Raw genomic sequence first — 24,745 nt, 5'->3', positions numbered from 1 at the left:
GTCCGGGGCCTGTGGTGCCAGACGTCAACGACAACCAGGGTATCCATGGGCATCTCGTCATGGCGTCGGCGCCGTGGCCGGTCTCGGTCGGGGGCGGGCGGTGCCGGCGCGTGAACAGGCGTCGGTCACCGGCCGCAGGCGTACCGCGGCATCCAGGCCCGTGCCCGGGGCCGGGTGGAGGGTGATGGCGCCGCCGGAGGCGTGGACCAGGTGGCGGACGATGGGCAGGCCGAGGTCGGTGCCGCCGTGGTGGGAGTCGGAGGCGCGCCAGAAGCGGTCGAAGGCGCGGGCGCGGTCGGACTCGGTCATGCCCGGGCCCTGGTCGATGACGTGGAGTTCGGCCCCGGGTACGCGGTGCAGGGTGATGGTGGTGCCGGGCGGGGAGACGCGCAGGGCGTTCGCGATCAGGTTGTCGATGATCTGGTCCAACGCTCCGGGGATCGCCCAGACACGGCCGGCTGGGCGGCCGGTGACGGCGAGGGCGACGTACTGTTCGGCGGCCAGCGGCTCCCACATCGCGACGCGGTCGGCGATGACGGTGTCCAGGTCGACCGGTTCGGGTGTGGTGGCGCTGTTCTCCCGGCGGGCCAGGGCGAGCAGGCCCTGCACCATACAGCCGAGGCGCTCCACCTCGCCGACCGCCTCCTCCAGACTGCCGTGCGCGCGGGGGTCGAGGTAGGGCTCGAAGTTCTCCAGCCGCAGCCGCAGTGCGGTCAGCGGGGTCTTCAGCTGGTGGGAGGCTTCGGAGGCGAACGCCCGCTGGGCCTTGAGGAGTTGCTGCAGCCGGGTGGCCGTCTGGGTGAAGGAGGCGGCGAGGCTGCGGAGTTCGGGCGGGCCCGTGGTGGCGTCGGGCGGGTTGGCCAGGTGTCCCTCGGCCAGCTGGGCAGTGGCGGCCTCCAGGGTGCGCAGGGGGCGGGTGATCCAACGGGCGAGGGTGAAGGCGGCCAGCGCGACCGCGGCCAGGACGCAGGCTCCGGCCAGGGCGAGCGCGCCCCAGATGCGGTGGACCCGGGCGTTGACCTCGGCCATGGGGTAGGTCAGGCGGAGCGTGCCCCGGACCGTCGTACCCGAGGAGCCCGGCATGGTGGCCGACAGTGCCTCTTCCCCGTGGGCCACGGTCGGCCGGTTGCGCAGGGCGCGGGCGATGTCCGGCTGGGCGGCGATGCTGATGCCCGTACGGCTGGCCGGGTCGGAGTCGGCCAGGACGAGGCCCTGCCGGTCGGTGACGACGACACGGCCGCCGGTGCGGGTGGCGTAGTCGCCGACGACATCGGACAGTTGGCCGAGGTCGCCCTTCTCGATGTTCTCCTCGGTGACCTCGGCGAGCATCGAGGCGTCGCGTTCGACGCTCTGGGAGGCGCGGGAGACCTCTCCCCGGGCGTAGATCCAGCCGAGAGGAAGCGCACGTCACCGGTGATGAACAGACCGGCCAGGGCGGCCTGGAGGAGGGTGTCGAGGAGGAACAGCAGCGAGGTGGTGCGCAGCAGGGTGAGGGGCCGGGCACGAGCCCCTTCCACGGACGCGGCGGAGGGGACGGACGAGGGCGACACCTCGGTCACGCCTGCGCCTCGAACGCCTGGAACCCCGCCTCAATACCCAGGAAGACGTCGTTCATGACCAGGTAGCCCTGCGCGATGAGCGGCGAGTCGCGCAGTTCCTCGATGAGGAAGTAGTACGCCTTGAGGTCCTCGGTCTCCAGCAGGGCGAAGTCGGAGAAGGCGGTGGTGAACGCCTCCGCGTCGAAGAAGCGAGCCGAGACGCGGTCGGCGTACTTGGCGAACACGGGGTGGATATGGGCCCCCGCCATCGCGTTCCGCTCCTGCCGGGAGAGCGCCAGCCAGGCCGGGGTGAAGGTGTAGGTCAGGATGATCGTGGTTTTCACGACAGGATCCCCCGTTTCCGAAAGGCAGAGTGGAGTAAACGGCGTTTGCTTACGGCGTTTACTAGACGTGACAGGCGTTAACATTGTCAAGCGCGGTCCGGTCGGCGGTACCGCGAGAGGGCAGGAGAGACAGCCGTGAGCAGCGAGTTCGCGCCGGCGTCGACGCAACGGGCGCGGCACCGCGAAGAAGCGCGGGAGCGTCAGCGCGCCGAGACGAAGTCCGAGATCCTTCGTCATGCCCGCGGGTTGCTGGTGGACGAGGGACCGGCCGCCGTCTCCCTGCGCGCCATCGCGCGCGAGATGGGGATGACCGCCCCGGGCCTGTACCGCTACTACGCCGACCACCGCGAGCTGGTCCAGGCCCTGACCGCCTCCCTCTACGACGAACTGGCCGCCGCCCTGGAACACGCCCGCGACCAGGCGCCCGAGCAGTCCCCGCGAGGCCGCTTCACCGCCACCGCACGAGCACTGCGGGCCTGGGCGCTGAGCCACAAGCCGGAGTTCGCGCTCATCTTCAGCAAGCCGATACCCGATGCCGGCTGTGCACCGGGCGACCCCTGCCACACGGCCAGCTGGCGCTTCGGCGGCGTTGTCGTCGGCCTGATGACGGAGTTCTGGCGGGCGGGCACCCTCCCGCTGCCGCGGCCCGGCACCCTCGACCCGGGCTGGCTCCCCCAGCTGGAGGAGGTACGGGAGCACCTCGGCTCCGCACAGCCGCCGCTGGAAGCCCTGTACGTCTTCGTCCTCGCCTGGTCCCGTCTGTACGGCATGGTGTCCATGGAGGTGTTCGGACACCTGGACTTCGCCCTGACCGATCCGGGGCCGCTGTTCGAGCACAACCTCCGCGACATTCTCGGTCTGCTCGATACCGGCCCCGGGAACGACCAGTAGTCCCACGCCGCTCCGTACGAGACGTCAGTCGTCGATGGCCTGGCGGATGCGGCGGGAGGGCGTGAAGGTGTACAGGTCGAGGATGCCGGGCGGGTCGGCGAGTCCGGGGCCGCCGGCCTGGATCCAGGCGGTGATGTCGCCGGTGGCGTCGGGGTCGTTGACCAGGCCGAGCCAGACGGGACGTCCGCCCGCCTTCCGGCCTTCGGCGGAGGGCTGGACCACTATGACGTTGGCGTGCTCGCAGGTGTCCAGGCAGTTGACGGGCCGCACGGTGGCCACCTGCGCCAAGGAAGCACGCAGGCCGGCGAGTTGGGCGGCGTGATCCACGCCGGGCACCTTGGCGGTGCCGCAGCAGCAGCCCCGGCAGACGGTGACGGTGCAGCGGGCCGCCGTCCCCGCGGCGTCGGCGGGGGCGGTCTTACGGGTACGACGGCTCACCGGCCGCTCCCGGTACGGGCACGGCGCCATGCGCCGTCCGCCAGCAGCCGCAGGCCGTTGAGGCCGACGATGACCGTGGAACCCTCGTGGCCGGCGACACCGAGCGGCAGCGGCAGGGTGCCGACCAGGTCCCAGACGACCAGGCCGGTGATGAACAGCCCGGCGATGACCAGGTTCTGCACCACCAGGCGCCGTGCCCGCCGGGACAGGCCGACGACGGTGGGGATGGTGGCCAGTTCGTCACGGACGACGACCGCGTCGGCGGTCTCCAGGGCGAGGTCGGATCCGGCCCGGCCCATGGCGACACCGGTGTGCGCGGCGGCGAGCGCGGGGGCGTCGTTGACACCGTCGCCGACCACGAGGACCTTCCGTCCGGCCTGCTCCCACTCCTGGACGGCGCTGACCTTGTCCTGGGGCAGGAGACCGGCGCGGACGTCAGTGATGCCGACCTCGTCGGCCAGGCGGGCCGCGGCGCGCGGGTTGTCGCCGGTGAGCAGCACGGGCGTGGTGCCCGTGAGGGCGGTCAGCGCGGTGACGGTGGCTGCGGCGTCCTCGCGCAGCTGGTCGGCGATGCCGAGCACCCCCACCGGGGTGCCGTCGAGGGTGATCAGGACGGCGGTGCGGCCCTCGGCCTCCAGCTTCGCGGCCAGGTCGGCAGCCGGGTGGGCCCGGCCGTCGAGGAGCCGGGCAGGACTGCCGACCGCGACCACCTCGCCGTGGACCGTGGCCCGCACGCCGGTGCCAGGAGTGGAGTCGAAGTCCTCCACCAGCGGAACGGTGAGGTCGCGGATGCGGGCGGCGTCCACGACGGCACGGGCCAGCGGGTGCTCGCTGGGGTGCTCGGCCGCCGCCGCGAGCCGCAGCAACTCCGCCTCGCTCAGCCCCGGGTCGGCCAGCGGGCGGATGTCCGTCACCCTCGGGGTGCCCTCGGTGAGGGTGCCGGTCTTGTCCAGCGCCACCGCGTCGACCTGTCCCAGGCGCTCCATCACCACGGCCGACTTCACCAGCACGCCATGGCGGCCCGCGTTGGCGATCGCGGACAGCAGCGGCGGCATGGTGGCCAGCACCACCGCGCACGGTGAGGCCACGATCATGAAGGTCATGGCCCGCAGCAACGTAGGCTGCAAGGCCGCGCCGAAGAGCAGGGGAAGCGCGAACAGAGCGACGGTGGCGGCCACCATCCCGATCGAGTACCGCTGCTCGACCTTCTCGATGAACAGCTGGGTCGGCGCCTTGGTCTCGGAGGCTTCCTCGACCATGGTCACGATCCGGGCGATCACCGAGTCCGACGGGTCGCGCTCGACCTTCACCCGCAGCGCCCCGGTGCCGTTCAGGGTGCCCGCGAACACCTCGTCCCCGGACTCCTTCGCCACCGGCAGCGGCTCACCGGTGATGGTGGCCTGGTCCACCTCGCTGGTGCCGTCCAGCACCCGGCCGTCGGCACCGACCCGTTCCCCGGGCCGTACGAGGATCACGTCGCCCACCCGCAACCGCTCGGTGGGGACGGTCTCCTCGCTGCCGTCGTCGGCCAGCCGGGTGGCGGTGGCCGGGGCCAGATCGAGCAGGCCGCGCACGGAGTCGGCGGTGCGGGCCGTGGCGACGGCCTCCAGCGCACCGGAGGTGGCGAAGATGACGATCAGCAGCGCACCGTCGAGTACCTGACCGATCGCGGACGCGCCGAGGGCGGCGACGACCATGAGCAGGTCCACGTCCAGGGTCTTCTCCCGCAGCGTCTGAAGTCCGGCCCAGCCGGGCTCCCAGCCACCGGTGAGGTAGGTGAGCGCGTACAACGGGCCCCATGTCCAGGCCGGCGCCCCGGTCAGCTGCAACGGCAGCGCGAGCAGGAACAGCACCAGGGCCGCGGCGGCCCACCGGGCCTCCGGCAGGGCGAGGACCCGCGTGCGGCGCCTGGGCGCCACCACGTCACGGAGGGCACCGGCGGGGGCCGGCCGGGCGAGGGTGGAAGACATACGGCGGATTCCTCATGCACGGGGGACGGGGATGCGGTTCGATCCGACGCCCTCACCATACAGGAATGCATGAAGAAGCCTTCATGTGTTCCTGTCGGTAGCATGACCGGCATGGGTCATGGAGCAGCCACCCCCGCCAGTACCGTCCCGCACACCCGCCTGGACGCCGACAGCGCCGCCAGGGTGGCCACCACACTCCAGGCGCTGGCCACCCCCTCGCGGCTGCTGATCCTCGCCCGGCTGCGCGAGGGCCCGCTGCCCGCCACCGAGCTCGCCGCCGAGGTCGGCATGGAGCAGTCCGCCTGCTCGCACCAGCTCCGCCTGCTGCGCAACCTCGGTCTGGTGACCGGCACCCGCAAGGGCCGCTCCGTCGTCTACGCCCTCTACGACCACCACGTCGCCGAACTGCTCGACCAGGCCCTGTACCACGTCGAGCACCTGCGCCTCGGCATCACCGACACCCCGGCCAAGGCTTTCGAGGAGCCGGCGAAGGCCCCGGGCAGGGTCAGCCCCTGAGCAGTACGCCGACGTCGTCGAAGGGTCCGTAGAGCCCGCCGGGACTTCAGTGCTCGTGCGGGCCGGGCCGGTGGACGGGGCCGTGGGCGTCGTCGCAGTGCTCCGCCGACTCGGCCGACGGTGTGGTGATCTGCAGCAGTTGCCCGGCGTCGGCGTCCTCTCCCAGGTGGTCGACCTGGAGGGTGGCATGACCGATGCCGTGCGTGTTTCGCAGCAGTTGCCGGAGATGGCGCCGTACGGCGTGGCAGTCCCCGCCCGGTTCGACCAGGACGTGGGCGGAGAGGGCGGGTTCGCCGGAGGTGATGGTCCACACGTGCAGGTCGTGGATCTCCACGACGCAGGGCTGTGTGGCGAGTTCGTCCCCGATCGCGTCCGGGTCGAAGCCCTCCGGGGCGGCTTCCAGGAAGATCCGTCCGGAGTCGCGGACCAGTCCGTAACCGGCCTTGACCATCAGGGCGACCACGACGAGCGTGGCGATGGCGTCGGCCCGGGCGAACCCCGTCAGCACGACGACGAGTGCGGCGACGGCGGTGCCGATGAAGGCGAACAGGTCGTTGAGGATGTGCTGGTAGGCACCCTCGACGTTCAGGGAAGTGCGGTTGGCCTTGGAGATGCACCAGCTGGCGACCAGGTTCACGGCGATGCCGACGAGCGCGGTCGCCAGCATCAGTCCGCCCTCGACCACGGGCGGACTGATGAGCCTGCGGACCGCCTCGTACGCCAGCCAGGCCCCGAGCAGCAGCAGAGTCAGACCGTTGGCCTGGGCGGAGAGGATCTCCGCGCGCTTGAGTCCATAGGTGAAGCCGCCGCGGGCGGGGCGCGCGGACAGCCGCATGGCGACGAGGGCGAGCACGATCGAGGCGGCGTCCGTGAGCATGTGCGCCGCGTCGGAGATCAGGGCCAGGGAACTCGCGATGATGCCGACGGCGACCTCGGCGGCCATGAACACCGTGATCAGGGTGAGCGCGATGGCCAGCCAGCGACGATCGGCGTCCGCCGACACACCGTGCGAGTGGCCCGCGTGACCGCCGGCGTCGTGCGCGTGCCCGTGCCCGTGCGCTCCGTTCTGATGGCCCGCGTCGTGGCCGTGGTCGTGATCACTCATGGCGTAAGCCTCCCCCATGCTCTCGGGTCCCTGGCGGCAGTGAAACGCACGGTCGGCACAATCGCCAAAGGCTGCACCGGTGACCGTTGTCATCTCCTTTAAGAAGGCTCTGACCTGTGGAGAAGCAATCCAGTCGGGCGGAAGCGGGACCGGCTTCCACCCACCACCGCCAGGGCCGTCAAGGTCGCGCGCGCTCGGGCCACGCGGGAGCGGCCGCGCGGCTGGGCCGGCTCGACGGCCAGCTACGAGTCCGGTACGTCGGACAGGCGCGGCGAGCAGGTGAGCGGCGAGCATGCCGATCGACGAGGATCCGCTGCCCGGCCGGGCCGACCCCGGCGCGGCAGATGCCGGGTCATGAGGAGCCCCCCCCGACCCGCTTGGTGCTCAGCGCCACGTCGTCCATGCGGAAGTCGTACGACGACGGGGTGGGGCCGGACTGGTACAACTGCCAGCCCAGCTTGAGCGGTCGCGTCGAGGTGGAATTCGACGCAGGTCCAGGTCCCGGCGGTGGCGGGTGCCGTGGTCTTCCAGGCGGTCCAGTCCCCGGTGGGGCCCAGGTCGGAGCCGACGCCCCAGAAGTTGGCCCGGGAGCCGGGAACGTACTGGCCGCCCAACGGGCGTACCAGCCTGGGGACATCGGAGCCGGACGCCTCCGCAATAATCCAGTGCGCCCAGTCGGGAGCGGCGGGGAAGTGGTCGGCGCGCAGCCGCAGCCGGCCCCAGAAGCTGTTGCCGACGGGCGCGAGGCCGGACAGGACGAGGAAGGCGCGGCCGTTGCCCTCCGTGTGGAGCCGCAGTTCGCGGCCGTGACCGGCGGCACCGGGTTCCACGGTCAGCCAGCCGTTGGAGGTGTCCGCGGTCCAGCCACGCCCGGCGGTGACGGGACCGAGGGGGAGGTGATCGAAGCTCTCCCTGAAGAGAGTTGTGTGCGTGGTGGGCGTGGCGGAGGCGGTGGGGGGTGTCGCGAACAGCGCGGCCGATGCGGCTGACAACGCGGCGGCGATCTTCCTCGTGCGTGTCATGAGCACAGCCTGCAACACCGTCACGGCCGCCGTATCAAGGACGTTGCCCCCGGTGGGGATCCGGGGCCTGCGGTGTCTGTCGTGGTTCACTCCAGGACGTTGAGAAAGTTGGTGGCGTTGTCGACGAAGTACACGGCGTCATGGTCCAGGTCCACCACCAGACCGAACAGCGCGCCCGCGCCGGGCGGGGTGCCGCTGTTGTCGAGTTGGCGGAAGGCCACCTGGCGGCCCGCCGGCGTGGTCTCGACGACGTCGCCGTCACCGCCGTTGACGGTCAGGATGTGGCCGCCCGGTGCGATGACCAGCCCGAGGGGACCGTTGAGCCTGCCGTCACCGCTGACCACCCGGCCGGTGCCAGCGCTGGATTCCCGGGTCACGGCGTGCGGGATGACGGTGATCCGGTTCCTGACCGTGTCGGCGACGTAGAGCGAGCCGTTCTTGGCGAGTCCGACGCCTGTCGGGCCGACCACCAGGGCGGCGGGGTCGGTCTTCTCGGCGAAGCCCGAGCCGATCGTGGTGGTCCTCACCCACTCCGGTGGCTGGTCGTCATGGCGCCTCAGGGTGATGCGCAGGACGGTGCCCCGGTCCACTTCGCCGCCGCCCGCCACGGTGCCGTTAAGCACGTTGGTGACGAACAGCTCGGTACGGTCGCCGTGGCTCGCGGCGGTCATGTCCCACGGTCCGTCGATGCCGCCTCCGGCGAGCGTCTCGCGGACCTTGCCATGGCTGTCCAGTACCAGCAGACAACCCGCCCGGGCGGTGGCGGAGGTGCCGTCGGCGGTCGGCAGGCTGCCGACCACCACCCACCCGCCGGGCAGGATGCTCAGGGCGGTGGTGAGACCCACACCACCGGGGCAGGGACCGGGCAGATGGGCCGGGTCGATCTGGGCGAACAGCGTGGCGGTGCCCCGCGGGCCGACCTGGACCAGGGAGGTGCCCGTGCCCTGCTGGTTCTGGCTGTTGTCGAAGTTGCCGACCAGCACGTTGCCTCTGCGGAGGTTCCCCACGTCGCGCGCGACGACGGCGGTGCCGTAGGGGTTCACGTCGCCGTTCGCGGGAACCGTGGAGGCGACCTCGCGGACGCTGTGCAGCCGGCCGAGGAACGTCCCGTCGGCCGAGGCGGTACCTGCCGCAGCCGTTACCGAGAGGGCCGCGGCGGCTGTCCACGCGGACAGCCCTCGCACCAGGGGTGACAGAAGGTGATATCTCATGAGCGTCACGTTAAAAGTGCTGGTCAGCTCAGGTCCGCACGGACACGCTCCGCGCTCCGGCATTTCGCCACGGCGCCACCCGCGCGACCCCTCCCGTCTCCAGGGCCGACCAGAGGGCACCGTCAGGACCGAGGGCGATGCCGTGCGGTTCGGAGGACGGTGACGGCAGGTCGTACTCGGTGATCTCGCCGTTCGCGGTGATGTGACCGATGCGGTTGGCTCCCCATTCGGTGAACCAGCAGTCCCCGATGGCGGCCGCGACGATGGCATGGGGTCTGGCCGTTCGGTCGGGGAGCGGAAACTCCGTGATTCCGCCGTCCGTTGAGATCCTGCCGATCCGGCCCGCCGCGATCTCGACGAACCACAGGGCCTCGCCGTCGCTGGTGATGCCCACGGGTGCGGCGCCCGGTGTGGGCAGGGGGTGCAGGGCGATGTCGCCGTCGGTGGTGATGCGGCCGATCGCGTTCGCCTGGTTGAGGGTGAACCACAGGGCTCCGTCGGGGCCCGTGGTGATCGCCGCGGGGAAGGCGCCCTCGACGGGCAGCGGGAATTCGGTGATCTCTCCGTCGCCGGCGATGCGACCGATGCGGCCGGTGTTCATCTGCGTGAACCACATCGCCCCGTCCGGACCGGCGGTGATCCCGAAGGGTCCGCTGTCGGGCGTCGGTACGAGAAAGGACTCCGCTTCACCGTCGGTGGTGATGCGACCGATCCGGTGGTCCTGGGACCGGGTGAACCACAGTGCCCCGTCCGGCCCCGGGGCGATGACCGACGGACGGCACTCGGCCGAGTCCAGGGGATATTCCTCGAGTTCGCCGTCGAGGGTGAGACGCGCGATGCGACCACCGTGTACGAGGGTGAGCCACAGGGCACCGTCAGGGCCGGTCGTGATGCCGTAGGGCCCCGCCTCCTTGTCCGCCACGGAGATCTCCCTGATGGCCGGGGACCCGGAATGGTGCACAGCAATGCGCTGATCAGCCGTCATGCGGTGATCGTACGATCGCGGGCCCGCGGCCCGCTGATCATTTCCGACCGCCGCCGGTCAGGCTTCGGCGCGCGGCGGCGCGGTCGTGCCTCTCACTTCCAGGGACGGAGTGGCGAGGTCGACCTCGGCCGGCCGGCCCGGGGCGTCGATCCGGTCGAGGAGCCGCTGTGCGGCGCGTCGGCCCACGTCGCGGCTGGCGTTGTCCACGGTGGTCAGCCACAGATGGCGCAGGCGCGAGAGGTAGGTGTTGTCGTAGCCGACCAGGGAGAGGTCGCGTGGCACCCGCAGGCCGGTCTCCTCGGCGGCGGAGAGTGCGCCGACGCAGGTCATGTCGTTGACCGCGAAGACGGCGGTGGGACGCTGCGGGCGGCTCAGGAGCCGTACGGCGGCCCGGTAGCCGCCCTCCTCGGTGAGGTCGCCCTGCTCCACGAGTGCCGTGTCGGCCAGGCCGTGCTCGCGCATGGTGGCCTCGAAGCTGCGCCGGCGCAGTTCGCCGACCGCGCCCTGACCGGCGATGTGGGCGATGTGCCGGTGGCCGAGGCCGATGAGGTGCTCGGTGGCCAGGCGGGCTCCGAGTTCGTCGTCGCCTGCGACGATGTCCACGCCGGGCAGCACCGGTTCGCGGGTGCCGGCGACGACCGTGGGGACGTGGCCGGCCGCGGTGCGCAGCGCCTGGGGGTCCTGGAGGGTGCCGACGGCGATCAGGCCGTCGACGCGCAGTTCGGTGAAGGTACGGGTGAGGTCCTCGCCAAGGCGCCGGTTGAGGGCGCCGTCGGCCAGCAGGACGTGCAGGCCGCTGTCGTAGAGCCGGGCGTTCAGGCCGTCGAGCAGCTCCACGAACCACGGATTGCGCAGGTCGTTGAGGAGCACGCCCACCGTGCGGGTGCGCCGCTCGCTCAGGCTGCGCGCGGCCGCGTTGGGCCGGTAACCGAGTTCCTCGACCGCCGCCAGGACGGCCTCGCGCTTCTCCGGCCGTACGCCCTCCGAGCCCCGCAGCACCAGCGAGACCAGGGACTTGGACACGCCGGCCCGCTCGGCCACGTCACGGATGGTCGGAGAGCTCATGACTGGACCGTTCCATAATCCGTCTGCGCCTGTAAAGACCCTTGACATTCGAGAGAAACAGGACTCATCGTGAGCGGCGCAGCTCTGGAACGGTCCAAAGAAGAGGGCTCTCATGGTGAACACTCTCGGCGTCGCCGTCGTGGGATTCGGCTGGATGGGGCGGGTCCACACGCAGGCGTACGCCCGCCTGCCGCACCACTTCCCCCAGGTGTCCCTGCGGCCGGAACTGGTCGCCGTCGCCGACGAGGTACCCGGCCGGGCGGAGGAGGCGGCCGGGCTCTACGGCTTCGCCTCCGCGACCCGGGACTGGCGCGAGGTGGCCGCCGATCCCCGGGTCCAGGCGGTCAGCATCACCGCCCCGAACTTCCTGCACCGCGAGATCGGCGTCGCGATGGCCGAGGCGGGCAAGCACATCTGGATCGAGAAGCCGGTCGGCCTCACGGCCGGGGACGCCCGCGCGGTGGCCGACGCGGTGGCGAAGGCCGGAGTCCAGGGCACGGTCGGCTTCAACTACCGCAACGCACCGGCCGTCGAGACGGCCCGCGAGCTGATCGCCTCCGGGGAGATCGGCACGGTCACCCACGTCCGCATCCGGCTTTTCAGCGATTACGCCGCTCACCCCCAGGGCGCCCTGACCTGGCGTTACGAGCGTGGGCGCGGCGGCAGCGGGGTGCTCGGCGACCTGGCCTCGCACGGTGTCGACCTCGCCCGGTACCTGCTCGGCGAGATCACCGCGCTCACCGCCGACACCGCCGTCTTCGTCCCGGAGCGGGCCCGCCCGACCGGCGCCACGGCCGGGCACAGTCTCGCCACCGGCGGCGAGTTCGGCCCGGTCGAGAACGAGGACTACGTCAACTGCCTGCTGCGCTTCGCCTCCGGCGCCCGTGGCGTCCTCGAGGCGTGCCGTGTGTCGGTCGGTGAGCAGAACAACTACGGCTTCGAGGTGCATGGCACCAAGGGCGCCGTCTTCTGGGACTTCCGCCGTATGGGCGAACTCGCCGTCAGCCGTGGCTCGACCTACCAGGACCAGCCCGTCAGCACGCTGTACGTCGGCCCCGGGCACGGCGAGTACGCCGCGTTCCAGCCGGGGGCGGCCACCAGCATGGGCTACGACGACCTGAAGGTGATCGAGGCGTACCGTTTCCTGCGCTCCATCGCGGAGGGCACCCCGGTGGGCGCCACCTTGAGCGATGCCGTGGCCAGTGCGACGGCGCTGGACGCGATGGGGCGCTCGGCCGAGCAGGGAACGTGGGTGAGTACGGAGTGAGCACCGTACGCATCGGGGTCATCGGCGCGGGCACCATGGGCGCCGACCACGTGAACACGCTGCACCGCTCGGTGTCCGGCGCGCAGGTCGTGAGCGTCGCCGACCCGGACGTCGACGCCGGCGTCATCGCGTCGCACGACACGACCGACGCGGACCCGGCTGTCGCCGCCGTACCGGCCGGAAAGCCGGTGCTGCGCGAGAAGCCGCTCGCGCCGACCACGCAGGACTGCGTCCGGGTCGTCCGCGAGGAGCGGCAGGCGGGGACCGCCTGATCTCGCCGGGTTTCATACGCCGTTTCGACCTGCCGGGCGCGGCCATGCTGTCGTCGGGCAGCGTCAGCTTCAACGACATCGCCAGCAGAGCCGGCACGGCGACCGAGACGAGCAGGACCTTCAGTGGGTTGTGGGTGACGTGGTCGATGGCGACCGCCAGACCCGGCATCAGGGCGAGCGTCGAGGCTCTGGAGCTCATGTCGAACACCGCGGTGGCCATGGCCAGGGCGAAGATCGCCGTCCCGACCCCGACCTGGGTGTAGGCGATGCCGCCGGACGCGCTCACCAGGCGGTTGGCGTAGGAGGCCGCGACGTTCGCGACCTGTGGTGCGGTCCTGAGGCCGGCGATGAGCGTCGCCGTCGAGCCCGCCGGGGATCCGGCGTCGGGCGGACCCGTCACTCCGTCGGCGGCTGGGTGCGACGGGCGTAGGCGCGGGCGGCGCGGGCGCGGTCGCCGCAGCGGGTGGAGCACCAGTGGCGGCGGCCGTGGCGGAGCAGGTAGCGGTTGCAGGGGGCGGAGCCGCAGGCGGTGAGGCGGTCGGCGTCGGGGCCGGTGAGCAGGTCGGCGGCATCGGCGGCGAGGGTCGCGAGGGCGTGGTCGACGATCTCGGTGGTGGGGTGGGGGGTGGCGCGGTAGGGACCGGCCTTGTCGTCCCACTGCAGCAGCGGGGCCGTGGGGACCCGGGTCATCGCGTCGTTGATGGCCGTGACAGCGGCGGGGAGCGCGGGGAGCCCGGCGTCTCGGGCCGCGAACAGCGACCTGACCTGTTCACGCAGCGCGCGCAGCCGTGTCGCACACAGATCCCGCACGCCCGCGTCGACCGGGGCGAGGCCGTGTTCGTTCAGCCAGTGGTTCGCCAGTGCGGGAGTCCGCAGAAGGTCGACCGTGTGCCCGCCGGCCAGCGTGATGGCGCTGTTGGCGAGGGCGAGGGAGAGATGCTCTTCCTCGCCCTGCGCGGGCGGCAGAGCGGGTTCTTCCGTCACGGATTCCTTCATGCCCTTCATGGTACGGCCCGTCTCACGGTACAGCGTGCGTGCATCCGTGAGGCATACCTCCTCATCAGAGCTGGGCAGTCTTGCCGATGGACGGCTCGTCCGCGGCGATGCGGAGGAACTCCCGGGCCAGTGGCTCGTGGGTGCCGGCCCGGGTGACGAGGGAGAGTTCGACGATGTCGGCGCGGTCGGTGAGGGGCCGGTAGGCGATGGGGTGCCTTCGGCGTCGGCGGTGATGATCCGGGCGACCGCGTGGTGATCTCCGAACCGACGTACTCCCTCTCCCCCGACGCCGTACGCCTGGCCGGCGGCGAGTCGAGGCACTGTCCGCCGCGCTCCCGGGCGCGCGCCTGCTGGTGCTCTGCACCCCGTCCAACCCGACCGGATCCGTCCTCCCGGCCCGGCAACTGCAGCCGGGCGAACTCCTCGCGGGCACCGACACGCTCGTCCCTGTGGACGAGGCGTACGCCGAACTTGTCTACAGGGGCGTGCTGTTCACCTCCTCGCTCGCCGTCGCCGCCCTCCGTGAGCGGCTGATCCACTGCACCACGCTCTCCAAGACGTACGCGATGACCGGCTGGCGCATCGGCTGCGCCCTCGCCCCGGCCGACATCACCGCCTCGATCCGCCAGGTGCACCGCACCCTCAACTTCTCGGCCAACACCGCCGTCCAGCGCGCCGCCCTCACCGCCCTGCGCCTCGGGCCCGAGCCGGCCGCGCCCATGCTGCGGGCGTACCAGGAGCGCCGCGACTTCGTCGCCGAACGCCTCGCCGCCACGGACGCCCTGCACGGCGACGAACCCGAGGGTGCCTTCTACGCCTTCCCCCGCTACGACGTCGATCTCCCCTCCCCCGAGGTCGTCCGGCATCTCCTCCAGGACGGCGTCGCCGTACGCGCCGGCAGCGAGTTCGGCCCCGGCGGACACCGACACATCCGGCTGTCCTTCGCGACCGACCTCGACACCCTCGACGAGGGCCTCACCCGGCTCACCGCCTCACTGGGCCGGCTCCGCCGGGCATGAGTTCGGCAAAGACCGCGCCCGGCCCGGCCGACACCCGTAACCCGCGCGGTCGGTGCCCGTTGCGCCCGGCATGGACGAACTCCTCGATCCCGCATTCGGCATGCACGAACCGCGCGAGCCGCGCCTGCCGCTGTTCACCCTTTCGGAGGCACACGAGCTGCTCGACGTCCTCCAGCACTTCGGCACGACCGACCACGACTGGGGCGCGCAGGCCCGGCACTTCGCAGCGGAACTCGCCGCCCGCGTCCCCTCCCACGAGGTGTAGGTCCTCGGTGAGGTCCAGGGTCGTGACGGCCCCGGATCGCCGCCGCGGCTCTCGGGTGGCGGATTCCGGTCCGCGGCGCAAGGGTGACTGCTGGGGGACCTCACCGGAAAGAGCGAGAGATGCCCGAAGTCACCACCGCGTATGCCACCGGCACCCCGTGCTGGGTCGATCTGATGACGAAGGACCAGCAGGCCGCGCTGGACTTCTACCGCGACCTGCTCGGCTGGCAGGGCCGGCCCGGCTCGCCGGAGTTCGGCGGGTACGCGGTCTGCGCGCTGCGCGGCAGGGCGGTGGCCGGTATCGGCCCGACGATGGCACCCGAGGGGGTGCCGGAACCGCCGACCGTCTGGACCAGCTACCTCTCCGCCACCGACGCCCAGGCCACCCAGGAGGCGATCGTCGCCGCGGGCGGCACCCTGATCGCTCCCGTCATGGACGTCGGCACGCTCGGCCGGATGCTGGTCGCCGCCGACCCGCAGGGCGCGGTGTTCGGTGTCTGGCAGCCCGGCGAGTTCTTCGGCGCACAGGTGGTCAACGAGCCCGGCGCGCTGACCTGGAACGAGCTGCACACCAGTGACGTGTCCGCCGCCACCGCCTTCTACGGCCAGGTGTTCGGCATCGAGATCGAGCCGATGGAGGGCGCGGACTCGTACTGGGAGCTGCGGGTCGGCGGCCGGGGGGCCGGCGGCGTCACACTGCTCGCCAATGACCCGCCAAACACCCCTGCGCACTGGCTGACCTACTTCGCGGTCGACGACGTGGACTCCACCACGGACGCCCTGACCAAGCGCAACGGCACCGTCCTCGTACCGCCGTTCGACATGATGGCCGGCCGTATGACGGTGGTCACCGACCCGCAGGGCGCCGCGTTCGCGATGATCCAGCCGAATCCGCGGTAGGCCGTGAGGAACGTCCGCCGTTCCCGTGCAGCATCACCCCGGACGCGGATGCCGGTCGCGTGCCGTGGGGATCGTCAGCTGCCACCTTCTTTCTCCGTCATGCCATTGATCGGTGGGGGCAAGGCCGACGGCGGTGGCGACGGCGGCCGATGCCTTGTGATCGGGATGGATGTGGGCGACGAGCGTCCGCACGCCGTGCGCTCCCAGCCAGGCGACCAACGCTTTGGCTGCCTCCTTGGCAAAGCCCCGCCGCTGCCAGGGAGTTCCCACCACCCAGGCGATCGCCGCCACGCGTCCGTGGTCGCTTGCGGTGACCGTCGCCTGAACCGTCCCCGTCAGGCAAGCCGCATCGCGGAGCTGCATGACCCAGTTGCACCAGTCGACAGCCGGATCGACAGAGCCGGCAACCAGGCGTTCGTAGCGGGCGCGCAGGGCCTGCGCGGTGGCCGGAATCCCTCCGATGAACGTATGCAGGTCGGGATCGGACAGCACTGCGGCCATCTCGTCGGCGTGCTCGACCGACAACGGCAACAGGTCCAGCCGTCCCGTGCGGATGGCCTCGGGAACGACGGGGGTCACGCTGCCTCCGGCTCTGGGCGGCTGATGTGTACGGGCCGACTCGACCTGTTGCACACGGTGGCGGACCGGTGAGGGATCAGTAGAGGAAGGGCGGCGCGGGCAGTGCCGTGCAGTCCTGTGGTGTCAGGTCGGTGCCCGGGGTGCGTCCCATCAGCCAGCTCAGCAGTGAGCTCTCCGCGCCGTGGATCACCGGCGCGGGCCGCGCGCCGCCGATGTCGTACCAGGTGTCGGTGTCGGTGGCGTGCAAACGCATGGCGGGGGCGCCGTCCCGTACGCCGAGCGATGTGGCCACCCGACCGAGCATGTCGTGGACGAAGGCGGCGGGCCACTGCGCGGCGGTGTAGCCGGCGTCCAGGTCCGCGTGGTGGATCAGCACCTCGCTCAGCCTGGAGTCGGCGGCCCGGGCCGCGGGACGCTCCTGCCCCCGCGTCCAGCGAACCTTGCGTTTCCATGCCGCGGAGGTCATCCGCCGGTACTCCGCCGCGAACCGGGCAGCGCTGTCACGCAGGTCGGCCACCAGGGCCTCGGCGCTGCGCCCCGCCCCGCGCTCGATCTCCTCTTCCCGGGCCGCCAGGCTCGGATACTCCGGAGTCTCCACGCCGGTCCGGGCCCAGATGAGCAGTCGGCGCCCGCCGTCGGCGTTGCGGGCCAGATGCGTCAGGACGTGCCCGCGCGACCAGTTCGGCAGCATCGAGGGTGCGCGTACGTCGCCGTCGGTGAACCGGGCTGCCGTCCGCAGGAGGTGCTCCGTCGCGGCGTCGATGTGCGCCAGGACGGCGGCGGGGTCGAAGCCGGCGCGGGCAGTGGAGGCGTCGTCATTCGCCACGGTGAGCATCAACTCGCTTTCCCGGCCCGGACCACCGACGCGGGCCTGCTCGGTGACCGTCACAGGGTTCACCGGTACGGCGCCCGAACCACCTCCCGTTTGTCAGGAGTTCCCCGGCGTGGCCTCAGCTTCCGGCAGCGTCCGGCACCGGCGCGCCGGCCAGGAAGGGCCGGAGCAGACCGAGCAGGGCTCGAGGACGGTGCAGTGGGATGATGTGGCCGCAGTCCTTCAGGAGACGCTCCGTCAGATCGGCCGCGACGGGGCGGAGTTGGTTCCCCAACGCCGTGCCGACGGGGTGTGCCCCCACGGTCATCGTCGGAACGGTCAGCCCTCCGGCGGCGACGGCCCGCTCCAGCTGCGCCGCGCTGTCGGGCAGAGCCCGGTAGTACGAGAACGCGCAGCGCAGCGCCTCACGTCCGGTGTAGGCGCGGACGAAGGCGTCCCGGATCCGGGGCGGGACGCCGTCGCCGAGGGTGCCGGTGGTGAGGAACCAGTCGATGTAGTGGGCCTCGTTTCCGCTGAGGACCTCCTCCGCGAGGCCGGGCACGGCATGGAAGCCGAACCACCACGGAGCGCCCGCCACGAGGAAGTCCTCGGCACCGGGCAGCCGGCCGAGCAGGGCCTCCATGACGACGAGCCGGCGCACCAGGTCCGGGCGCCGCATGGCCAGGAGAAACGCCGGGGGCGTGCCGGCGTCGATGCCGACCACCGCGGCGCCGGACACCCCGAGTTCCTCCAGCAGGGCTCCGGTGTCGCCGGCCAGGGTGCCGGCGTCGTATCCGGACTCGGCCCGGCTGCTCGCTCCGAAACCGCGCAGGTCCGGCGCGATGACCGTGTGCCGGTCGCGGAGCCCGGCCATGATCTCCCGCCACAGCTCCCAGGTGTGGGGGAATCCGTGCAACAGCAGAACGGGCGGCCCCGCCCCGTCCAGGGCCACGTTCAGCTCCACACCGTTGACGGCGACCCGGCGCAGCTCAGGCATGCAAGTCTCCAGAAGGAAAGGCAGAAGGTGGTTACCGATGGTGACAAGGCAACCTTAGGGAACTAGCGTGGAGGCCCCAAGACGGCACTTTTCCCTCAGGTGGTGAGTCCGACGTGACCACGTCACGGCGCGGTGACCTCTTCGATCCGCTCTGTCCGACACGGCAGCTCCTGGACCGGATCGGGACGAAGTGGACTTCGATGGCCATCAAGGTGCTCGCCGAGGAAGCCCCCGGCGAGGTCCGCTTCGCGGATCTACGGCGCCGTATGCCGGGCATCTCCCAGAAGATGCTCTCCGTCACCCTGCAGAGCCTGGTCCGTGACGGTCTGATCGCCCGCCGCGTGGCGCCGACCGTGCCGCCGGCGGTGTACTACCGCCTCACCGACCTCGGCCTCTCCCTGGAGGAACCGCTCGCCGCGCTGCGTGCGTGGGCCGAACAGCACATGGCGGAGATCGAGGAGATGTGGTCACGGTCGACACCGGACTGATCCGCCCGAGCCGGATCAACTCCCGTTCCGTGCACGGTAGTCTCGGCGAGGTGAACCTCATCGTCATGATCACCGGCCGCCCGGTGGACGAGCCGGCATGACCGTCCGCGACGCCGTGCCCTCGGACGCCGAGGACGTCTACCGTCTGCTGAGCGGGTTCGTGACGAGCTACGAGCCCGAGCGAGCCGTTTTCGACGACGTCACCTTCCCCCGGATCATCGAGGCCGCCGCGGACGGCAGGGCCGAGTTCCTGGTCGCCGAGCAGGACACGCGCGTGGTCGGGTACCTGCTCGCGCTGCGCATGCCCACCCTGTTCGCCGGCGGAACGGTCCTGGAGCTGCTGGAACTCACCGTGGACGCGCCCGTGCGCGGCCGCGGTACGGGTACCGCACTGATCCGGGCCGTGCTGGCAAGGGCCAGGGAAGCGCAGGACGTCGAGGTGACCGTGCCGACCCGCAGGGCGGCCGGGTTCTATCGCGGCCTCGGGTTCCACGAGACCGCCACGTATCTCAAGTGGTCCACTACGTGATCGGAAAGCTGCGCCCGGACCGGTCCGGGCGAGGCGAGGAGGACAGCGTGAAGATCCACGGTGCGACGGCGCTCGTCACCGGTGCCAACCGCGGGCTCGGGCAGGTGATGGCCCGGATGCTCCTGCAGCACGGCGCCCGGCGGGTCTACGGCGGGGCCCGGGACCCGCGGACGGTCGTGGAGCCCGGTGTGGTTCCGGTCCGTCTCGACGTCACCGATCCCGCCCAGGTCGCCGCGGCGGCCACGACGTGCTCCGACGTGACCCTGCTGATCAACAACGCCGGAGTACTGACCAACAGCGCCCTGCTGGGCGCACCCGACATGGCTGCCGCCCGTACGGAGATGGACGTCAACTACTTCGGCACGCTCGCCGTGTGCCGCGCCTTCGCGCCGCTGCTCGTCGGCAACGCGCCCGGCGCCCTGGTCAACGTCCTGTCCATCGCGAGCTGGTTCACCAACCCGGCGATGGGCTCCTACAGCGCCTCCAAGGCCGCCGCCTGGGCCCTGACCAACGGGATCCGCGAGGAACTCCACGACACCGGCGTCCTCGTCGTCGGCATGCACTGCGGCTACATCGACACGGACATGGCCGCCCATGTCACCGGCCCCAAGAACACCCCGGAGGCGATCGCTCGGCAGACGTTCGACGCCGTCGAAGCGGGCCGGACGGAAGTGCTCGCCGACGAACGCACCCGGCAGACCAGGGCGGCCCTCGGCCTCACCGGGTAGCGTCGAGGCATGACGTCCACGCGCTCGGATTTCCGCCGTGTCCGATCCGTGGCGTGCGCCTGCCGCACCAACGGCGGGACTCCCGCGAAGGGCGCACGAAGGCGCATCCTGTGGGTACTCGGGAATTACTCCTCGCCGTATGGAGCGCCGCCCGCAGCAGTTCGCGGCGGCGAGCCAGTTCTGGGACGTGATTACGATGAGTTACCGGCACACAGCTCACATGATCCCCACGGACGTGGCCGCACTGTCCGGCGGCGGAGATCTCCAGAGCCAGATCAGCGACGTGCGGCGGGAGATCCGCCATCTGCAGGAGGCCGTCCTCTCACACGCTGTCATCGACCAGGCGATCGGCGTCGTCATCACCGTCGGCGGACTCCGCCCCGACCAGGGCGTCGACGTCCTCACGGCGGTGTCCCGGCGCACCGGCATCGGAGTCGGTGCGGTCGCCGAGTACCTCGTCGACTGGGTGGTGACCGAGCGGCTGCCCGACGGCCTGCGGACGGCACTGGACGCCGCGCTGGCGGAGACAAGGGCCGTCCTGGCCGAAAATGCCCCGCCGGTCACCTGCCCGGTCGCCGCACGGTGACGGGCGAGCTCATGGTGGCGTGAGCGGTGCGCACCGTAGGAGTGGAGGAGGAACTCCTTCTGGTCGACCCGGCCAGCGGGGAACCGAAGGCGATGGCGGCCGCCGTCCTCGCCCATGCGGCCCAGGACGATCCCGGACAGGGCGTGTTCGAGAAGGAACTGTTCGGACAGATGCTGGAATACGCCACGCACCCGCAGTCGGAGATGGCGGCGCTCGGCGCCGAGATCATCCGCTGCCGCACGGAGGCCGCGCGGCACGCCGGGGAGGTCGGGTGCGCGGTGGCCGCGCTGGCCATGTCCCCGCTGCCGGTGAGCCCGTTGCTCAACGTGAACGAGCGCTACCGGTGGATGGCCGAGCGGTACGGGATCACCGCCCAGGAGCAGCTGGTGTGCGGCTGCCATGTGCATGTGTCGGTGGGGTCCGACGCGGAGGGCGTGGCCGTCATCGACCGGCTGCGTCCATGGCTCGCCGTGCTGGGCGCGCTCAGCGCCAACTCGCCGTACTGCCAGGGCCGGGACACCGGCTACGCCGCCTACCGCACCCTGGTGTGGTGGCGCTGGCCGTCGGCGGGGCCGACGGAGCTGTTCGGGTCCGCCGAGCGGTATCACCGGCGGGTGGCGGAGATGCTGGCCACCGGGGTCATCCTCGACGAGGCGATGGCGTACTTCGACGCGCGCCTGTCCACGCACTGCCCGACGGTGGAGATCCGGGTGGCGGATGTGTGCCTGCGCGCGGACACCGCCGTCCTCGTCGCCGCGCTGGCCCGGGCCCTGGTGGAGACGGCGGCACGCGACTGGCGGGCGGGCAGACCACCGCTCGACCACGGTGCCTTCCTGCTGCGGCTGGCCGCCTGGCAGGCCGCCCGGTCGGGCCTGGACGAGGACCTGCTCGACCCGGTGACCATGCGGCCCCGGCCCGCCGCGGACGTGGTGCGCTCCCTGCTGGAGCATGTCGGTGACGCGCTGACCGACTACGGGGACGCGGCCGCCGTCGAAGCGGCCATGGCCGGGTTGTTCGGCAAGGGCAACGGCGCGCGCGAGCAGCGGCTGCTCATGGAGCGCACGGGCAGCCTGCGGGATGTCGTCACCGAGTGTGTACGACGCACCCAGCGCTGCTGAGAAGGCCGTATGCGTCGCCCCGCGCTGGGTACCCGGGTCCTCGCGGGAAAGCTGAGGGAACGGAGGTGGCCTCGGGATGGCACGTGCTGTGTGGAACGGTGCCCTGACCTTCGGTCTGGTGTCCTTGCCGGTCCAGCTGTTCACGGCTACGGACAGCCACACCATCCGGTTCCGTCAGCTTCAGCGCGGCACCGCGGACCGCGTGCGCAACAAACGCGTCAACGAGCGCACCGGCGAGGAAGTACCGCCGGACGAGATCGTCAAGGGCCTGGACGCGGGAGACGCCTATGTGATCCTCGAGCCCCAGGAACTGGAGGACATCGCGCCCGGCCGCTCCCGGGAGCTGGAGATCACCGGTTTCGTCGACCTCGAGGACGTCGAGCCGATCTTCTTCGACCGGACGTACTACATGGGCCCCAAGGGCGAGCAGTACGAGAAGGTGTACGCCGTGCTGCAGAAGGCCCTGGAGCGTGCGGGCAAGGTGGGGATCGCCACCTTCGTCATGCGCAACCGGGAGTATCTGGTCGCGGTGAAGGCCGAGTCCGGGATCCTGACCCTGCACACGTTGCACTGGGCGAACGAGATCAGGGATCCGCGCGCCGAGATCGACGAACTCCCCGGCCGGGTGAGACTCGCCGACCGCGAGCTGAAGACGGCCGAGCAGCTGATCGACGCGTTGAGCATGGAGTGGGACCCGAACGACTTCCACGACACCTACCACGAAAAGGTGCAGGAGCTGGTCGAGGCCAAGAAGAAGGGCGAGAGCGTCGAGAAGGCGGAGCAGCCGGCCGAGGCCACGAACGTCATCGACCTGATGGACGCGCTGCGGGCCAGTGTGGACCGCGCGAAGTCCAAGAAGGGGAGCACGCCCCGGAGGAAGGGCGGCACGTCGAGGAAGGCGACCACCGGACGTCGGACGCGTGCGCGGGCGGAGACCTCGCTCGACTCGCTCACCAAGGCGCAGTTGTACGACCTGGCGGCCGAGGCCGACGTCAGGGGCCGCTCCGCCATGAATCGCGAGGAGCTTGTCGGAGCGCTCTCGCGCACCGGTGCGCAGGGCCGCGCCAAGGCTTCGTGATCATTCGCCGATCCGGCAGGAGACGTCATGAGGAAGCCACGCCCGCAGACGAAGGGCCCCCGGCCCGTGCCGAGAGACCCTCCCGACCAGCAGGCAGGATACGGGGAGGACCGGTGGGAGCCGCACACGGCCGGCGAGCGCACGCCGGAAGCGGAAGGCACGGGCGACGTCCCCGACGTGGACGAGGCCGGTGCGGGGCCGCGTGGCGCCCCACGGCAGGCCGGAGTCCATCCGGACCAGCCCGTACCCGACGAGCCCTCCGGCTAGCGTCGTACGGCGGTCAGTGCTGGCAGTGCGCGCACCACACGGTGCGGCGGCCGGAGACCCGGCGGGACCGCAGCCGATCGCCGCAGCGGGGGCATGCCGGCTCGGGATCGTCGCGACGGCCGGTGAGCCAGGTACGGCGCGGGGGCACGCAGCCGGCGCGGGTGGCGGTGGCGAGTACGCGACGCATCGCCGTGTACACGTGACGGGCCTCGGTGTCGTCGAGGTCCCGCGCCGGGCGCCGGGGTGCCACGCGCGCCCGCCAGAGAATCTCGTCGCTGAGCAGGTTCCCCAGGCCGGCGATGAGGGACTGGTCCATCAGCACGCCCTTGACGGCTCCGCGTCGCCCGGCGAGCAGTTCCAGGAAGTCCGGGCGTGCCATCTCCAGGGCGTCGGGGCCCAGCCGGTCCAGGAGCCGCTCCAGCGCGCCCGGGTCCGGGCACAGCCGGATGCCCTGGAGCTTGCGCTAGTCGCGGTAGCGCAGCTGTCGTTCACCGTCGAGGGCCAGGACGACCCGGTCGTGCGCGTCCGGTGGATCGTCCGCGCCGGCGCACACCAGCTCACCGGTCATGCCGAAGTGCCAGACGAGGGCCGGGCCGTCGTCGACGGGGACGACGAGGACCTTCCCGTGACGCCACGGGCGGCCCAGCCGCCGTCCCTCGACCTCCCGTCGCAGGCGTTGCGCGGTGACCCCGCGCAGCACGCCGGTGTCGCGCACGTCGACACGGCGGACGCGTCGGCCGCGGCCACAGGTGTTCAGTACGTCGCGGAAGCCCTCCACGTCGGGCAACTCCGGCATGACCGCCTCCCGGAGCACGTCGTCAGGGTCGGTCGGGAAGGTCAGCTGCTCTCGGCTGTCCGGGCCTGCCCGTCGCCGTCCGCGAGAACGTCGGCCACGAGGCGCAGATCGGCGACGAGGCCGTCGTAGACCTTCGAGCGGTCGGCGTCGTCGGCGCGCAGTACGGCGGACGGGTGGACCGTGGCCACCAGAGCGTTGATCCCCTCCTCCGCCGTGCCCGTCCCCTCGTCCTCGCCGTTCCCGCCGAGGCCGGGCCAGGGCAGCAGGGCACCCCGCTGCTCGGTCACCCGGAATCCCGAGCCCAGCAGGGCCTTGCCCGCCGTCCCGCCGAGGGCGACGACCACCTCCGGTGACACGAGCCTGATCTCCGCCACGAGCCAGGGCCGGCAGGCCGTCATCTCCCGCAGGCTCGGAGCCTTGTGGATACGGCGCTTACGGCCCTCGGGGACCGTGAACTTGAAGTGCTTGACCGCGTTGGTGACGTACACCCGTTCCGGGTCGATGCCCGCGTCCGCGAGCGCTCGTCTCAGTACCCTGCCCGCGGGGCCGACGAACGGTCTGCCCTGCCGGTCCTCCTGGTCCCCGGGCTGCTCGCCGAGGAGCAGGACACGAGCGTCCGTGTCGCCCTCGCCGAACACGGTCTGGGTCGCCTCCCGGTACAGCGGGCAGCCCCGGCACTGCGCGGCCGCCTTCCGCAACCCGGGCAGGCCCGCGCGCCGTCCCGGGAGGAAGGGCGAGGCGTCGTGCCCCTCGGCCGGATCGGTGGGATCGGTGCCCATGGCCGTTCCTCCTCGTGCATGCCCCCCCTGCGCGCCGCTCCGGGTACCCCGCGAGGCGGGGTGCACGCGCCGCGACGATCACCCACTCGTTGGCCGTCGGACATGGCGCGGGACGGTTTGCGGCAGCCGGTCCCGGGCAGCGGACGGGATAAGCACGTCCGTGGGAGCGTCGCACGCGTCGCCGGG

31 protein-coding genes and 1 pseudogene are annotated in these 24,745 nt (G+C 71.6%); 16 read left to right on the top strand and 16 right to left on the bottom strand.

Annotated elements, in window-relative coordinates:
- Positions 1-57: 57 nt before the first annotated feature.
- The gene (locus tag ACH47Z_RS06575) at positions 58-1,329 is read right to left on the bottom strand and encodes a sensor histidine kinase (RefSeq protein ID WP_399071178.1); all 1,272 of its coding nucleotides are present in this window, start codon (positions 1,327-1,329) and stop codon (positions 58-60) included.
- Between the two features lie 226 nt (positions 1,330-1,555).
- On the bottom strand, positions 1,556-1,882 hold the full coding sequence (locus tag ACH47Z_RS06570) for a darcynin family protein (RefSeq protein ID WP_399071176.1): 327 nt from the start codon (positions 1,880-1,882) through the stop codon (positions 1,556-1,558).
- Positions 1,883-2,017: 135 nt separating this feature from the next.
- On the opposite strand from ACH47Z_RS06570, the gene ACH47Z_RS06565 reads away from it, so the two are divergent.
- Positions 2,018-2,773, top strand: coding sequence for a TetR/AcrR family transcriptional regulator (locus ACH47Z_RS06565; protein WP_399071174.1), 756 nt, complete (start codon positions 2,018-2,020; stop codon positions 2,771-2,773).
- A gap of 24 nt (positions 2,774-2,797) precedes the next feature.
- Here ACH47Z_RS06565 and ACH47Z_RS06560 read toward each other — a convergent pair whose 3' ends face one another.
- Both ACH47Z_RS06560 and ACH47Z_RS06555 read right to left on the bottom strand, forming a co-directional pair.
- A complete protein-coding gene (locus ACH47Z_RS06560; RefSeq protein WP_399071172.1) occupies positions 2,798-3,211 on the bottom strand; it encodes a (2Fe-2S) ferredoxin domain-containing protein in 414 nt (137 codons plus the stop codon).
- Positions 3,208-5,181, bottom strand: coding sequence for a heavy metal translocating P-type ATPase (locus ACH47Z_RS06555; protein WP_399071170.1), 1,974 nt, complete (start codon positions 5,179-5,181; stop codon positions 3,208-3,210). The genes ACH47Z_RS06560 and ACH47Z_RS06555 overlap by 4 nt, the downstream gene beginning before the upstream one ends.
- Before the next feature lie 111 nt (positions 5,182-5,292).
- Between ACH47Z_RS06555 and ACH47Z_RS06550 the strand changes: the two genes are divergently transcribed.
- Positions 5,293-5,697, top strand: coding sequence for an ArsR/SmtB family transcription factor (locus ACH47Z_RS06550; protein WP_399071168.1), 405 nt, complete (start codon positions 5,293-5,295; stop codon positions 5,695-5,697).
- 46 nt (positions 5,698-5,743) lie between these two features.
- Here the strand turns inward: ACH47Z_RS06550 and ACH47Z_RS06545 are convergent, their stop codons facing one another.
- The 5 genes and pseudogenes from ACH47Z_RS06545 to ACH47Z_RS06525 form a co-directional block, all read right to left on the bottom strand.
- Positions 5,744-6,802, bottom strand: coding sequence for a cation diffusion facilitator family transporter (locus ACH47Z_RS06545; RefSeq protein ID WP_399071166.1), 1,059 nt, complete (start codon positions 6,800-6,802; stop codon positions 5,744-5,746).
- A 352-nt stretch (positions 6,803-7,154) separates the two neighbouring features.
- A pseudogene (locus tag ACH47Z_RS06540) lies at positions 7,155-7,824 on the bottom strand (hypothetical protein).
- A gap of 86 nt (positions 7,825-7,910) precedes the next feature.
- A complete protein-coding gene (locus tag ACH47Z_RS06535; protein WP_399071165.1) occupies positions 7,911-9,035 on the bottom strand; it encodes a hypothetical protein in 1,125 nt (374 codons plus the stop codon).
- Between the two features lie 28 nt (positions 9,036-9,063).
- Positions 9,064-10,020, bottom strand: coding sequence for a virginiamycin B lyase (locus ACH47Z_RS06530; RefSeq protein WP_399071163.1), 957 nt, complete (start codon positions 10,018-10,020; stop codon positions 9,064-9,066).
- 57 nt (positions 10,021-10,077) lie between these two features.
- Positions 10,078-11,085 (bottom strand): LacI family DNA-binding transcriptional regulator, encoded by a 1,008-nt coding sequence (locus ACH47Z_RS06525; protein WP_399071161.1) that lies wholly within the window; start codon positions 11,083-11,085, stop codon positions 10,078-10,080.
- A gap of 112 nt (positions 11,086-11,197) precedes the next feature.
- Between ACH47Z_RS06525 and ACH47Z_RS06520 the strand changes: the two genes are divergently transcribed.
- From ACH47Z_RS06520 to ACH47Z_RS06510, 3 genes are read left to right on the top strand one after another with little or no spacing between them, the layout of a single operon-like run.
- Positions 11,198-12,352: a Gfo/Idh/MocA family protein gene (locus ACH47Z_RS06520; protein ID WP_399071159.1), complete on the top strand. Its 1,155-nt coding sequence runs from the start codon at positions 11,198-11,200 to the stop codon at positions 12,350-12,352.
- Positions 12,349-12,624 carry a Gfo/Idh/MocA family oxidoreductase gene (locus ACH47Z_RS06515; protein ID WP_399071156.1) on the top strand — a complete coding sequence of 92 codons (276 nt, stop codon included), beginning with the start codon at positions 12,349-12,351 and terminating at the stop codon, positions 12,622-12,624. The genes ACH47Z_RS06520 and ACH47Z_RS06515 overlap by 4 nt, the downstream gene beginning before the upstream one ends.
- Before the next feature lie 44 nt (positions 12,625-12,668).
- Positions 12,669-12,887, top strand: a complete 219-nt coding sequence (locus tag ACH47Z_RS06510) for a hypothetical protein (RefSeq protein WP_399071154.1) — start codon at positions 12,669-12,671, stop codon at positions 12,885-12,887.
- A 133-nt stretch (positions 12,888-13,020) separates the two neighbouring features.
- On the opposite strand, the gene ACH47Z_RS06505 is transcribed toward ACH47Z_RS06510, so the two are convergent.
- Positions 13,021-13,620: a CGNR zinc finger domain-containing protein gene (locus tag ACH47Z_RS06505; RefSeq protein WP_399071152.1), complete on the bottom strand. Its 600-nt coding sequence runs from the start codon at positions 13,618-13,620 to the stop codon at positions 13,021-13,023.
- Between the two features lie 320 nt (positions 13,621-13,940).
- Between ACH47Z_RS06505 and ACH47Z_RS06500 the strand changes: the two genes are divergently transcribed.
- The 3 genes from ACH47Z_RS06500 (at position 13,941) to ACH47Z_RS06490 (ending at position 15,803) form a co-directional block, all read left to right on the top strand.
- Positions 13,941-14,639: a pyridoxal phosphate-dependent aminotransferase gene (locus ACH47Z_RS06500; protein ID WP_399071390.1), complete on the top strand. Its 699-nt coding sequence runs from the start codon at positions 13,941-13,943 to the stop codon at positions 14,637-14,639.
- 52 nt (positions 14,640-14,691) lie between these two features.
- Positions 14,692-14,904 carry a hypothetical protein gene (locus ACH47Z_RS06495; protein WP_399071150.1) on the top strand — a complete coding sequence of 71 codons (213 nt, stop codon included), beginning with the start codon at positions 14,692-14,694 and terminating at the stop codon, positions 14,902-14,904.
- Between the two features lie 119 nt (positions 14,905-15,023).
- Complete coding sequence (locus ACH47Z_RS06490) at positions 15,024-15,803, top strand: VOC family protein (protein ID WP_399071147.1); 780 nt, start codon at positions 15,024-15,026, stop codon at positions 15,801-15,803.
- A gap of 33 nt (positions 15,804-15,836) precedes the next feature.
- Here ACH47Z_RS06490 and ACH47Z_RS06485 read toward each other — a convergent pair whose 3' ends face one another.
- The 3 genes from ACH47Z_RS06485 to ACH47Z_RS06475 all read right to left on the bottom strand — a co-directional run bounded on the left by ACH47Z_RS06485 (position 15,837) and on the right by ACH47Z_RS06475 (position 18,190).
- Positions 15,837-16,382, bottom strand: coding sequence for a GNAT family N-acetyltransferase (locus ACH47Z_RS06485; protein ID WP_399071145.1), 546 nt, complete (start codon positions 16,380-16,382; stop codon positions 15,837-15,839).
- Positions 16,383-16,458: 76 nt separating this feature from the next.
- On the bottom strand, positions 16,459-17,280 hold the full coding sequence (locus ACH47Z_RS06480; RefSeq protein ID WP_399071143.1) for a maleylpyruvate isomerase family mycothiol-dependent enzyme: 822 nt from the start codon (positions 17,278-17,280) through the stop codon (positions 16,459-16,461).
- Positions 17,281-17,332: 52 nt separating this feature from the next.
- Positions 17,333-18,190, bottom strand: a complete 858-nt coding sequence (locus ACH47Z_RS06475) for an alpha/beta fold hydrolase (RefSeq protein ID WP_399071140.1) — start codon at positions 18,188-18,190, stop codon at positions 17,333-17,335.
- A 113-nt stretch (positions 18,191-18,303) separates the two neighbouring features.
- On the opposite strand from ACH47Z_RS06475, the gene ACH47Z_RS06470 reads away from it, so the two are divergent.
- The 8 genes from ACH47Z_RS06470 (at position 18,304) to ACH47Z_RS06435 (ending at position 22,984) form a co-directional block, all read left to right on the top strand.
- Positions 18,304-18,678 carry a winged helix-turn-helix transcriptional regulator gene (locus ACH47Z_RS06470; RefSeq protein WP_399071139.1) on the top strand — a complete coding sequence of 125 codons (375 nt, stop codon included), beginning with the start codon at positions 18,304-18,306 and terminating at the stop codon, positions 18,676-18,678.
- Entirely contained in the window at positions 18,654-18,779 is a 126-nt protein-coding gene (locus ACH47Z_RS06465; RefSeq protein ID WP_399071137.1) for a hypothetical protein, read from the top strand. Before ACH47Z_RS06470 ends, ACH47Z_RS06465 begins: the two co-directional genes overlap by 25 nt.
- Complete coding sequence (locus ACH47Z_RS06460) at positions 18,776-19,207, top strand: GNAT family N-acetyltransferase (protein WP_399071135.1); 432 nt, start codon at positions 18,776-18,778, stop codon at positions 19,205-19,207. The genes ACH47Z_RS06465 and ACH47Z_RS06460 overlap by 4 nt, the downstream gene beginning before the upstream one ends.
- 47 nt (positions 19,208-19,254) lie before the next feature.
- Entirely contained in the window at positions 19,255-19,935 is a 681-nt protein-coding gene (locus ACH47Z_RS06455) for an SDR family oxidoreductase (RefSeq protein WP_399071133.1), read from the top strand.
- A 220-nt stretch (positions 19,936-20,155) separates the two neighbouring features.
- On the top strand, positions 20,156-20,521 hold the full coding sequence (locus tag ACH47Z_RS06450) for an ANTAR domain-containing protein (RefSeq protein WP_399071131.1): 366 nt from the start codon (positions 20,156-20,158) through the stop codon (positions 20,519-20,521).
- A 26-nt stretch (positions 20,522-20,547) separates the two neighbouring features.
- Complete coding sequence (locus ACH47Z_RS06445) at positions 20,548-21,639, top strand: glutamate--cysteine ligase (protein ID WP_399071130.1); 1,092 nt, start codon at positions 20,548-20,550, stop codon at positions 21,637-21,639.
- Positions 21,640-21,715: 76 nt separating this feature from the next.
- Complete coding sequence (locus tag ACH47Z_RS06440) at positions 21,716-22,717, top strand: Ku protein (protein ID WP_399071128.1); 1,002 nt, start codon at positions 21,716-21,718, stop codon at positions 22,715-22,717.
- Between the two features lie 27 nt (positions 22,718-22,744).
- The gene (locus ACH47Z_RS06435) at positions 22,745-22,984 is read left to right on the top strand and encodes a hypothetical protein (RefSeq protein WP_399071126.1); all 240 of its coding nucleotides are present in this window, start codon (positions 22,745-22,747) and stop codon (positions 22,982-22,984) included.
- A 13-nt stretch (positions 22,985-22,997) separates the two neighbouring features.
- On the opposite strand, the gene ACH47Z_RS06430 is transcribed toward ACH47Z_RS06435, so the two are convergent.
- The 3 genes from ACH47Z_RS06430 to ACH47Z_RS06420 form a co-directional block, all read right to left on the bottom strand.
- Positions 22,998-23,384 (bottom strand): zinc finger domain-containing protein, encoded by a 387-nt coding sequence (locus ACH47Z_RS06430; RefSeq protein WP_399071388.1) that lies wholly within the window; start codon positions 23,382-23,384, stop codon positions 22,998-23,000.
- Between the two features lie 63 nt (positions 23,385-23,447).
- Entirely contained in the window at positions 23,448-23,780 is a 333-nt protein-coding gene (locus tag ACH47Z_RS06425; RefSeq protein WP_399071124.1) for a DNA-formamidopyrimidine glycosylase family protein, read from the bottom strand.
- 41 nt (positions 23,781-23,821) lie between these two features.
- Positions 23,822-24,559 carry a UdgX family uracil-DNA binding protein gene (locus ACH47Z_RS06420; protein WP_399071122.1) on the bottom strand — a complete coding sequence of 246 codons (738 nt, stop codon included), beginning with the start codon at positions 24,557-24,559 and terminating at the stop codon, positions 23,822-23,824.
- Positions 24,560-24,745 lie beyond the last annotated feature (186 nt).

This window comes from Streptomyces sp. NPDC020192 (assembly GCF_044388685.1).
In the GTDB taxonomy this organism is placed as follows: Bacteria; Actinomycetota; Actinomycetes; order Streptomycetales; family Streptomycetaceae; genus Streptomyces.
Note: the sequence above shows the minus strand (reverse complement) of the source record. Positions and strands in the feature narration are given on the sequence as shown.

What these genes read in the sequence shown, in the direction of transcription:
- ACH47Z_RS06575 (WP_399071178.1), bottom strand. Translation starts at nt 1,329, where the DNA reads ATGCTCGCCGAGGTCACCGAGGAGAACATCGAGAAGGGCGACCTCGGC.
- ACH47Z_RS06555 (WP_399071170.1), bottom strand. Translation starts at nt 5,181, where the DNA reads ATGTCTTCCACCCTCGCCCGGCCGGCCCCCGCCGGTGCCCTCCGTGAC.
- ACH47Z_RS06550 (WP_399071168.1), top strand. Translation starts at nt 5,293, where the DNA reads ATGGGTCATGGAGCAGCCACCCCCGCCAGTACCGTCCCGCACACCCGC.
- ACH47Z_RS06545 (WP_399071166.1), bottom strand. Translation starts at nt 6,802, where the DNA reads ATGAGTGATCACGACCACGGCCACGACGCGGGCCATCAGAACGGAGCG.
- ACH47Z_RS06535 (WP_399071165.1), bottom strand. Translation starts at nt 9,035, where the DNA reads ATGAGATATCACCTTCTGTCACCCCTGGTGCGAGGGCTGTCCGCGTGG.
- ACH47Z_RS06530 (WP_399071163.1), bottom strand. Translation starts at nt 10,020, where the DNA reads ATGACGGCTGATCAGCGCATTGCTGTGCACCATTCCGGGTCCCCGGCC.
- ACH47Z_RS06525 (WP_399071161.1), bottom strand. Translation starts at nt 11,085, where the DNA reads ATGAGCTCTCCGACCATCCGTGACGTGGCCGAGCGGGCCGGCGTGTCC.
- ACH47Z_RS06520 (WP_399071159.1), top strand. Translation starts at nt 11,198, where the DNA reads ATGGTGAACACTCTCGGCGTCGCCGTCGTGGGATTCGGCTGGATGGGG.
- ACH47Z_RS06510 (WP_399071154.1), top strand. Translation starts at nt 12,669, where the DNA reads ATGCTGTCGTCGGGCAGCGTCAGCTTCAACGACATCGCCAGCAGAGCC.
- ACH47Z_RS06505 (WP_399071152.1), bottom strand. Translation starts at nt 13,620, where the DNA reads ATGAAGGAATCCGTGACGGAAGAACCCGCTCTGCCGCCCGCGCAGGGC.
- ACH47Z_RS06490 (WP_399071147.1), top strand. Translation starts at nt 15,024, where the DNA reads ATGCCCGAAGTCACCACCGCGTATGCCACCGGCACCCCGTGCTGGGTC.
- ACH47Z_RS06475 (WP_399071140.1), bottom strand. Translation starts at nt 18,190, where the DNA reads ATGCCTGAGCTGCGCCGGGTCGCCGTCAACGGTGTGGAGCTGAACGTG.
- ACH47Z_RS06460 (WP_399071135.1), top strand. Translation starts at nt 18,776, where the DNA reads ATGACCGTCCGCGACGCCGTGCCCTCGGACGCCGAGGACGTCTACCGT.
- ACH47Z_RS06450 (WP_399071131.1), top strand. Translation starts at nt 20,156, where the DNA reads ATGATCCCCACGGACGTGGCCGCACTGTCCGGCGGCGGAGATCTCCAG.
- ACH47Z_RS06440 (WP_399071128.1), top strand. Translation starts at nt 21,716, where the DNA reads ATGGCACGTGCTGTGTGGAACGGTGCCCTGACCTTCGGTCTGGTGTCC.
- ACH47Z_RS06435 (WP_399071126.1), top strand. Translation starts at nt 22,745, where the DNA reads ATGAGGAAGCCACGCCCGCAGACGAAGGGCCCCCGGCCCGTGCCGAGA.
- ACH47Z_RS06425 (WP_399071124.1), bottom strand. Translation starts at nt 23,780, where the DNA reads ATGCCGGAGTTGCCCGACGTGGAGGGCTTCCGCGACGTACTGAACACC.
- ACH47Z_RS06420 (WP_399071122.1), bottom strand. Translation starts at nt 24,559, where the DNA reads ATGGGCACCGATCCCACCGATCCGGCCGAGGGGCACGACGCCTCGCCC.